Raw genomic sequence first — 8,312 nt, 5'->3', positions numbered from 1 at the left:
TTGGCGCAGACGGACGGGTCGGGGCCGGTGGCGCAGATCTGGTCGTCGGAGGTGAGCAGGGCGACCTTGGCGTCCTTGGCCGCCTGGACGACCTGGGGGCCGACGGCGGGGTCGGGGACGACGACGATCAGGCCGTTGGACTTCTGCGCGATCGCGGACTGGACCTCGCTGACGGTCTTGTTCGCGTCGTTGCCCAGGTTCACCACCTTCAGGTCCACGCCGAGTTCGGCGGCCTTGGCCTTCGCGCCGTCGGCCTCGCCGATGAAGTACTCCTGGTCGCCCTGCTTCTGCAGGTAGGTCATCGAGATCTTGCCGCTCACCGGAGCCACCGAGGCACCCGCGCCAGATGACGAGGCGGACTCCTGACCGGTCGAACAGGCCGTGGTCAGGGCGAGCGCGAGCAGGAGGCCGGTGGCGGCGGCCGTGTGGCGGTGCGGGATGGCTGAGCGGTGCGGGATGGCGGACATGACGGCTCCAAGGGGGTGTGCGACTCTGTGCGGGGTGGGGGGGAGAGGCCAGTGGCGTGGAGGGTTGATGCGGCACCCGCCGGTACGGGGCGGCCGAACCACTCGCGAGGTGACCCTGCGGCTCCACGAACATCCGTCCGGTCACGGCCGCACGGATGCCAGAAGGTCTGGTCAAGGCGCCGGCCAGGGGATCCCATCCGGCACGAAGAGCCTCGACGAGGCGGGAATCCCGGAAACGGTGGCCGGGGCACCAGCAACGGTGACCGGGCGCCAGCGGGGCCTGCCGACATCATGCGGACCGGGCGACACCTTGGATCACTTCAACGAAATCACTCAAGAGTAAACATGCTTGAACGCGATGGGGCATATGAGATCCCGCTCACAGGCCGATCGTCAAGGGGATGGACCGGTCGAGATCTCCTTGTAACCTCGGGCTGCCCGCGCGCCCGACGAGGCGGGCGCGCCCTGACGGGCCGACACGGAGTGCGCGGTACCGATCAGACCCGGACAACGCCCGCCCCGGAGCTGGAGCACGAGGAACCGGTCGGGCCGCCACCGAACGGGAGGGGTGGCCCGACCGAGGAAGCCCTGACTGCAAGTCAAGGATCCGCTGCTGCAAGCGCCAAGGCGTCAGACGGCCCTGCGCGAGTCGCAGGAGGGCGCCGGCAGAACCCGGGCCCACCCGAAACCGCCGCGCACCCTGGCAGGGCGGGAGACCGCGGTTCCAGGCCCTGCGGCGCGTCGGACACGGACGGCCAGCCGGCGGCGGACCACTGACCAGTACGGGAGCCGGACACAGTCCTCCGCTAGCCGCAATACCACTGACTTTGAGGCCTTCCAGGGCTCTGCTGCGTAATTCGCTGTGACCGGGGTGGTTGGGGAAGGATCTCTTCTGCGGTCGTATCTGTCGTGAGGCCGCAGGAGGTCGCGCGATGTCGTTGCAGGCCAGGGGTTTACCGGAGATCCCGGAGGAGACGGTCCGGGTGGCCCGGTCGGCCTTCCCGAAGGGCTCGCCGGCGATCAGCGTGAGGGACCGGCTCGGGGAGATCTTCACGGACGAGCCGTTCGCTGACGCATTGGGGGTCCGGGGCGCTCCGGGACTGTCGTCGGCCCTGTTGTCGCTGAACAGACGGGGTGAAGTGCCGCCATGTTCCAAGGAGATGGGGCCGGCGGCACGCTCGGACCGACCGGCGCCCTCCGGCGACGCCGGAGCCTCGCGAACGTCCCGGAACCTCTCACGTCGAATCTACTGACTGTACGTCAGGCACTGTCCGGTCGATCCGGACATGGCGTTACGGAGCGGAAGCCTGAGGGGCACATTCCGGACTTCCCGCTCCGACACCGGGCACGGAGCGCCGCCCATACGATTCCGCTATCCACCCCATCAGCATTTCGGGCACTGCACACCACCTTCAGGACCCCCCGGAGGCAGGGCCGCCATGACCGTCACCAGTTCACACCCCGGACACGTTTGCTCCGCACCCAACCGTGACCGCGCCATTACCACGGTGCGGGGCACACCCGCCGAACAGCTCGGTGCGCTTCCCCGCGCACCGGGGCAGGAGACCGCGCGACGGCGTCCCGCTGCCGGGACGAGTGTCATCGCCCTGGACGTCGGCGCGCCCTACATCAACGGCACCGTGATGACCAGCGACGGCCGGGGCGGGAGTCGGAGCGCTGGTGCGCCAGGCTGAACAGGAGCCCGGACGCCCTGCTCGACACACTGCTCGGCTGCGCGAGCGACCTCGCCGCGCTGGCTGGCCGGCCGGCCGGCCGCCGGGGAACGCCGGTGGCGGCGGCCGGGCCTCGTGATCGGCGGATCCGTCGACCGGATCACGGGCACCGCCACGATGCCCCGGCTGGGCCGGGCGGGCACGCCATTGCGCTGCTGGCTGGAGGAGCACCTCGACGTACATGTCACCCTCGGGCAGGCGGGGCATGCCGGTGCCGTCGGCGAGGGGAGACTCGGAGCCGGCCGGGAATGCGACGCGTTCGTGTTCGTGGCATCGGGCGACCCGGTCCTGGTCGCGATGCTGCGCGGAGGACGGTCCGCGGGGTCGGCGGCCTTCGCCCCGGGCGGGACTCACCCGACTACCGGACGGTGACACTGCGGAGCGCGGAAGCAGGGCGCTCACCGAGATGATCCTCGCCGCCGAGGTGGAGCGGTCGGTCGTCGGCGGACCGCTGCCAGCTGCGGACACGGCCCTACGGCAGGAGATCGGCTCCGCCCTCGGGAAGAACCACCAGCGTGGGCCGCGCCCCGAGGTGGTCGTGGGACGGGTAGGCGACAGGGCGGCCCGTCTGGGGGCCGCCATGTTGGCCCAGGAGCCGCTGACCGCGCTCCCCTCCCCCACCCCGTCCCCACACCGCACACCGCACACCGGGCCGATTCGCACCTTCACCGGATTGTTGCCAAAGAGTTCTCAAAGGCTGCCCGATCTGCCGTAAAGCAGTGGCCCGCGCTTATCGCCCGGATAACCGGATCGGGGGTTCCTCTCGATCTGTCCCGCCACCACCCTTGCGTTACCAACAGATACGCGCCACGTTAACGAAACGCTAAGGAGCCCCCGTGACCACCGGGAATTTCACCGTCAACGGCAGGACGTACGCCAGGCCCGCAAACCCGGTCGTCGTGATCTGCATCGACGGCAGCGAGCCGGATTACCACGTCGAGGCGATGGCAGCGGGGCGGATGCCCTGGCTGAGCAAGGTCCTCGACGGCGAGGGAAGCTCCTGGCCGGCGCACTGCGCGATGCCCGCTCTCACCAATCCGAACAACGTGTCCATCGCCACCGGGCGGCCACCGGCCGTACACGGCATCAGCGGCAACTACATCTTCGACACCGAACTCGGTGAGGAGGTGCTGATGAACGACAAGCGGTTCCTGCGGGCGCCCACCCTCCTGGCCGCAGCGAACGAGGCGGGTCTGGACGTCGTCGTGGTCACCGCGAAGGACAAGCTGCGCAGGCTGCTCGGCGCCGGTCTCGTCGAGGAGGGCCCCTCGCTCGACGGGTCCGGTGAGTTCGTCGCCCCCTCGCGCCGGGGCATCTGCTTCTCCGCGGAGAAGGCGGACCAGGCCACCGTCGAGGACAACGGCATCGGCGGTGTCATGGCCCTGGTCGGAAGGCCGCTGCCGAACGTATACTCGGCCGACCTCAGCGAGTTCGCTCTGGCCGCCGGTGTGCGGATCCTCGAAACCCGCGGCGCGGACCTGATGTATCTGTCCCTGACGGATTACATCCAGCACAAGAACGCACCCGGTACACCGGCCGCCAACGACCTCTACGAGAAGATCGACCACTACGCCGGCCGGCTGGCGGAACTCGGCGCGACCGTCGTGCTCACCGCCGACCACGGCATGAGTGCCAAGACCGACGCCCAGGGCCGCGCCCAGGTCGTCTACGTCGAGGAGGAGGTCCGACGGATCCTGGGCGTTCCCGCGGAAGACGAGGCCGAGGGTCTGCGGGTCATCCTTCCGATCACCGACCCGTACACGGTGCACCACGGCGCGCTCGGCTCCTTCGCGAGCGTGTACCTCCCCGCAGGCGCCGACCGCGACGCCACGATCGAAGCCCTGCGCGCCATCGAAGGCGTGCAGGAGGCACACGGCCGCGAGGAGGCGGCCGAGCGGTTCGCGCAGCCCGCCGACCGCATCGGCGACATCGTGGTCCTCGCGGAGGCCGGCACCGCCCTCGGCCGCTTCCCCGCCTGGCACGACCTCAGCGGTCTGGACGCCCCGCTCAGGTCCCACGGCGCGCTGGGCGAGCTCCAGATCCCCTTCCTGATCAACCGCCGTCTGCCGCGGCCCGAGCCCCTCGACGAGCCGTACGGCGACCCCGCCGTGATCCACAACTACGACGCCTTCTGGGTGGCCACCACGCTCGTCGCCCAGCAGGAGAGCGGCACCGCGCACGCGCTCTGACACGGCGTGGCCACCCCTTCCCCCAGGGGTGGCCACCGCCCCCGGCGGCAGCTGCCGCCTCGACCCACGCCGCGTGCCCTGCGGCGCTCACCGGCAATCCACCCAGATCGGTTGAGAACCATGTCGAACACGGAAGACCTGCGATCCGACACCAAGCTGTCGAGATCCGGGACCCCCACCCCCGCTCCCGAACCCCTCGAGGAAGGCGCCTACAACCGGCTCAAGTGGCGCATGCTGCTGGCCGCGATGTTCTGCTACTTCTTCTTCTACACCGGCCGGCAGACGTTCGGCTTCGCGATCCCCGGCATTCAGGCGGACCTCGGCCTGAGCAAAGCCACCCTCGGCGGGATCAGCGGCATCCTGCTCTGGTCGTACGCCGCGGGCCAGATGATCAACGGCAACCTCGCCGACAAGCTCGGCGGCCGGCGCATGATGGCCGCCGGCGCCATCTTGTCCACCATCCTCAACTGGTGCACGAGCTTCTCGACCGGCAGCAGGTCACTCGCCTTCCTGTGGGGCGCGAACGGGTTCGCACAATCCCTCGGCTGGCCCTCCGGCGGCCGGGTCATCTCCAACTGGTGGGGCCCGCGCGAGCGGGGCAAGAGCTTCGGCTTCTACACCTTCGCCGCGGGCATGGCCTCGGTCCTGGCCTACGTCACCTCCACCATCGTCGTCGACACCCTCCACCTCGACTGGCAGTGGATCTTCCGGGCGCCGGTGCTGCTGATGCTCGTCGGCGGCATCACCTTCTACATCGTCGCCCGCGACAGCCCCAAGCAGGCCGGCGTCACCCCGCCCGCCTCCGTCACCGCAGAGGAGGACAACGACGAGCGGGCGAGCGTCGCCGCCGCCGGTGAGTCGTCCTTCCAGCGGTACAAGACCGTGCTGCGCAACCCCAGGATCTGGTCCACCGGCATCGCCATCGGCTTCCAGAACACCGCCCGCTACGGCCTGCTGATCTGGGTGCCCGTCTACTTCCTCGGTAGCGACTGGAAGAAGGGCAGCGGCGGCATCAACCCGCTGTGGATCTCGGTCGCGCTGCCCGTCGGCATGGCGGTGGGCGCGCTGGTCAACGGCCAGATCTCCGATCGGCTCTTCGGGGCCCGCCGGGACCGCCCGATCATCCTGTTCATGGTCATGGGAGCCGTGGCAGCCATGACCATGTACCTCGCGCCGCTGGGCACCACCACCGGCATCATGGTCCTCTTCCTCACCGGGTTCTTCGTCTACGGCCCGCAGTCCTCGTTCTGGGCGCTCTGCCCGGACATCGCCGGCAAGCGGATGGCCGGCACCGCAACCGGCGTGGTCAACTGCTTCGCCTACCTCTTCGCCGGGTTTGCCGAGCCGTTCATCGGCGGCCTGATGGACAACACCGGCAACACCAGCCTCATCTTCCTCATCGTGGCCGGGGCCTGCTCGCTCAGCGCCCTCGTCGCCCTCACGATCCGGCGCTAGGGGTAACGGACATGACACAACCCAGCACCGTGAACTCCGTACCCCGCACGCCACTGCCGCCGACCGCGGCCGTCTGGTCCGGGCCCGAGATGGGGTTCAGCGTGGGGCAGCAGCCGCTGCCCCGGCTGCTGCCCGGCGAGGTCCTGGTCCGCATCGAACTCGCGACCGTGTGCGGCAGCGACCTGCACACCATTGCCGGGGACCGGCCCACCCCGCTGCCGACCGTCCTGGGGCACGAGGCCGTCGGCGTCGTCGAGGCGGTCGGCGGCTCCCCCGTCCTCGCCGACGGCCGGCCCGTCGTCCCCGGACAGCGGATCACCTGGACGATCGGCACCTCCTGCGGCACCTGCCGACGCTGCACCCGCGGCGTCCCGCAGAAGTGCGAGAGCGTGCGCAAGTACGGCCACGAGGCCATCACCGACCACTGGCGCTACAACGGCGGCCTCGCCACCCACTGCCACCTGGTCGCGGGCACCGGCCTGGTCGCCGTCCCTGAGGAACTGCCCGCCGAGGTCGCCGCACCTGCGAACTGCGCCACCGCCACCGTCGTGTGCGCGGCCCGGCGCACCGAACTAACGGCCGGCGACAACGTGCTTGTGATCGGTTGCGGCATGCTCGGCCTCACCGCCATCGCCTACGCCCTCGACCGCGGCGCCCGGAACGTCATCGCCTGCGACGTCGACGCGGGCCGGCGGCACCTGGCGCTGGAGTTCGGGGCCGGTGTCGCCTGCTCCCCAGGCGCGCTGGAGACGGCGGTCAGGGAGTTCGGCGCGGACGTCGTCCTCGAACTGTCCGGCCACCACAGGGCCGTCCAGTCCGCTCTGGACCTCGTCGGGCTGGACGGGCGCGTGGCCCTCGTCGGCTCCGTCTCCCCCGGTCCGCAGGTGGCCTTCGAACCCAACACCTTCGTCCGCAACCTCACCCGTGTCGTCGGGAGCCACAACTACACGGTCGAGGACCTCACCGAGGCCGTCGACTTCCTCGTCCGCACCCCGGTGCAGGACCGGTTCGCCCGGCTCGTCCCCGACTCCTTCCCCCTCACGGACATCGACGCGGCCGTCGCCGCGGCCCGCACCGGGGCAGCCCCCCGGATCGCCGTCCACATGGGCTGACACCCCCCTGCTGCCGGGTCGACGCCCCTGCCCCCTCAGGGGCGTCGACCCGGCGTCCGACCGCACGGCCGCCCGCACGGGCCACCTCCCTGCTCCCTCCTCCCGCCACGGAGTCCGCCATGTCGAATCCGCACCCCGCGCATCTGCTCAACCACATCGCCGGCCGCTGGTCGCCCTCGCTGACCGGGCAGGTGCGGCCGAACCTGAATCCGGCCGACACCACCGACGTGATCGGCGAGTTCACGGAGTCGGGAGCCGGGGACGCCACGGCCGCCGTCGACGCGGCGGCCGCCGCCCAGCGGGACTGGGACGCGGTCGGGCCGATCGATCGCGCCAAGGTGCTCCGGGCCGCGGCAGCCCTGATCACCGAGCGCTCCGAGCTGTTCGCCGAGGCGATCACCAGGGAGCAGGGCAAGCGCCTGTCCGAGGGCCGGGGCGAGGTGGCGCGCTCGCTGACGATCCTGGACTTCACGATCGGCGAGGCCCGCCGCATCAACGGCGTCACCACCCCGGCCGAGGAGCCCCGCACACTCGCCATGACGTTCCGGCGCCCGCTCGGCGTGGTCGGGCTCATCACGCCGTGGAACTTCCCCGTCGCCATCCCGATGTGGAAGGTGGCCCCCGCCCTGATCGCCGGCTGCACGGCCGTCCTGAAGCCCTCACCCCTGACCCCCTGGACGTCGGCCCTGCTCGTGCAGGCGTTCGCCGACGCCGGACTGCCCGCCGGCGTCCTCAACCTCCTCCAGGGCGACCGCGACCCCGGCGAGGCGCTGGTCGCCGACCCCCGGGTCGCCGGCATCTCCTTCACCGGCTCCCTGCCGGTCGGGCAGGCCATCAACCGGGCCGGCGCGGACCGGCTGATGCGCACCCAGCTCGAACTGGGCGGCAAGAACGCGCTCATCGTGCTCGCCGACGCCGACCTCGACGCGGCCGCGGACGCCGTCATCCACGGCGCGTTCGGCCAGAGCGGCCAGCGGTGCAGCGCCACCAGCCGCGTCATCGTGGACCGATCCGTCCGCGACGCGCTGCTGGAGCGCCTCGTCCCGCGGGTGTCCGCCATGCGGATCGGGCGCGGCGACCAGGACTGGGCGGACATCGGCCCGGTGGTCAACGAGGAACGCCTGCAGGCCTGTCTGACCGCGGTGCGCACCGCTGTCGAGGCCGGCGCCACGCTGGCCTGCGGAGGCAAGGAAGCGGCCCTGGACACTCCCGGCTACTTCATGGAGCCCACCGTGCTGACCGGCGTGGCCTGGGACAGTGAGATCGCCCAGGAGGAGGTCTTCGGCCCGGTGCTCTCCGTCATCGAGTGCGACGGCTACGACGACGCCATGCGGATCTCGAACTCGGTGAAGTACG

General features: G+C 70.8%; 5 protein-coding genes. 4 read left to right on the top strand and 1 reads right to left on the bottom strand.

What is annotated here, in order from left to right:
* A partial coding sequence (locus ACZ34W_RS38015) for a substrate-binding domain-containing protein (protein ID WP_465610988.1) occupies positions 1-467 on the bottom strand: 467 nt, incomplete at its 3' end.
* A gap of 2,569 nt (positions 468-3,036) precedes the next feature.
* Here ACZ34W_RS38015 and phnA point away from each other — a divergent pair.
* From phnA to ACZ34W_RS37995, 4 genes are all read left to right on the top strand, one after another.
* Positions 3,037-4,389, top strand: a complete 1,353-nt coding sequence (gene phnA / locus ACZ34W_RS38010; protein ID WP_465610986.1) for a phosphonoacetate hydrolase — start codon at positions 3,037-3,039, stop codon at positions 4,387-4,389.
* Positions 4,390-4,509: 120 nt separating this feature from the next.
* Positions 4,510-5,844 carry an MFS transporter gene (locus tag ACZ34W_RS38005; RefSeq protein WP_465610984.1) on the top strand — a complete coding sequence of 445 codons (1,335 nt, stop codon included), beginning with the start codon at positions 4,510-4,512 and terminating at the stop codon, positions 5,842-5,844.
* Between the two features lie 11 nt (positions 5,845-5,855).
* On the top strand, positions 5,856-6,956 hold the full coding sequence (locus ACZ34W_RS38000; RefSeq protein ID WP_465610982.1) for a zinc-binding dehydrogenase: 1,101 nt from the start codon (positions 5,856-5,858) through the stop codon (positions 6,954-6,956).
* A 119-nt stretch (positions 6,957-7,075) separates the two neighbouring features.
* On the top strand, positions 7,076-8,312 hold a 1,237-nt coding region (locus ACZ34W_RS37995; protein ID WP_465610980.1), incomplete at its 3' end, for an aldehyde dehydrogenase family protein.

It is taken from the genome of Kitasatospora sp. NPDC022856 (genome assembly GCF_055561235.1).
Note: the sequence above shows the minus strand (reverse complement) of the source record. Positions and strands in the feature narration are given on the sequence as shown.

Bases quoted from the DNA above. Each gene is read 5' to 3' on its own strand.
- ACZ34W_RS38005 (WP_465610984.1), top strand. From the start codon at position 4,510: ATGTCGAACACGGAAGACCTGCGATCCGACACCAAGCTGTCGAGATCC.
- ACZ34W_RS38000 (WP_465610982.1), top strand. From the start codon at position 5,856: ATGACACAACCCAGCACCGTGAACTCCGTACCCCGCACGCCACTGCCG.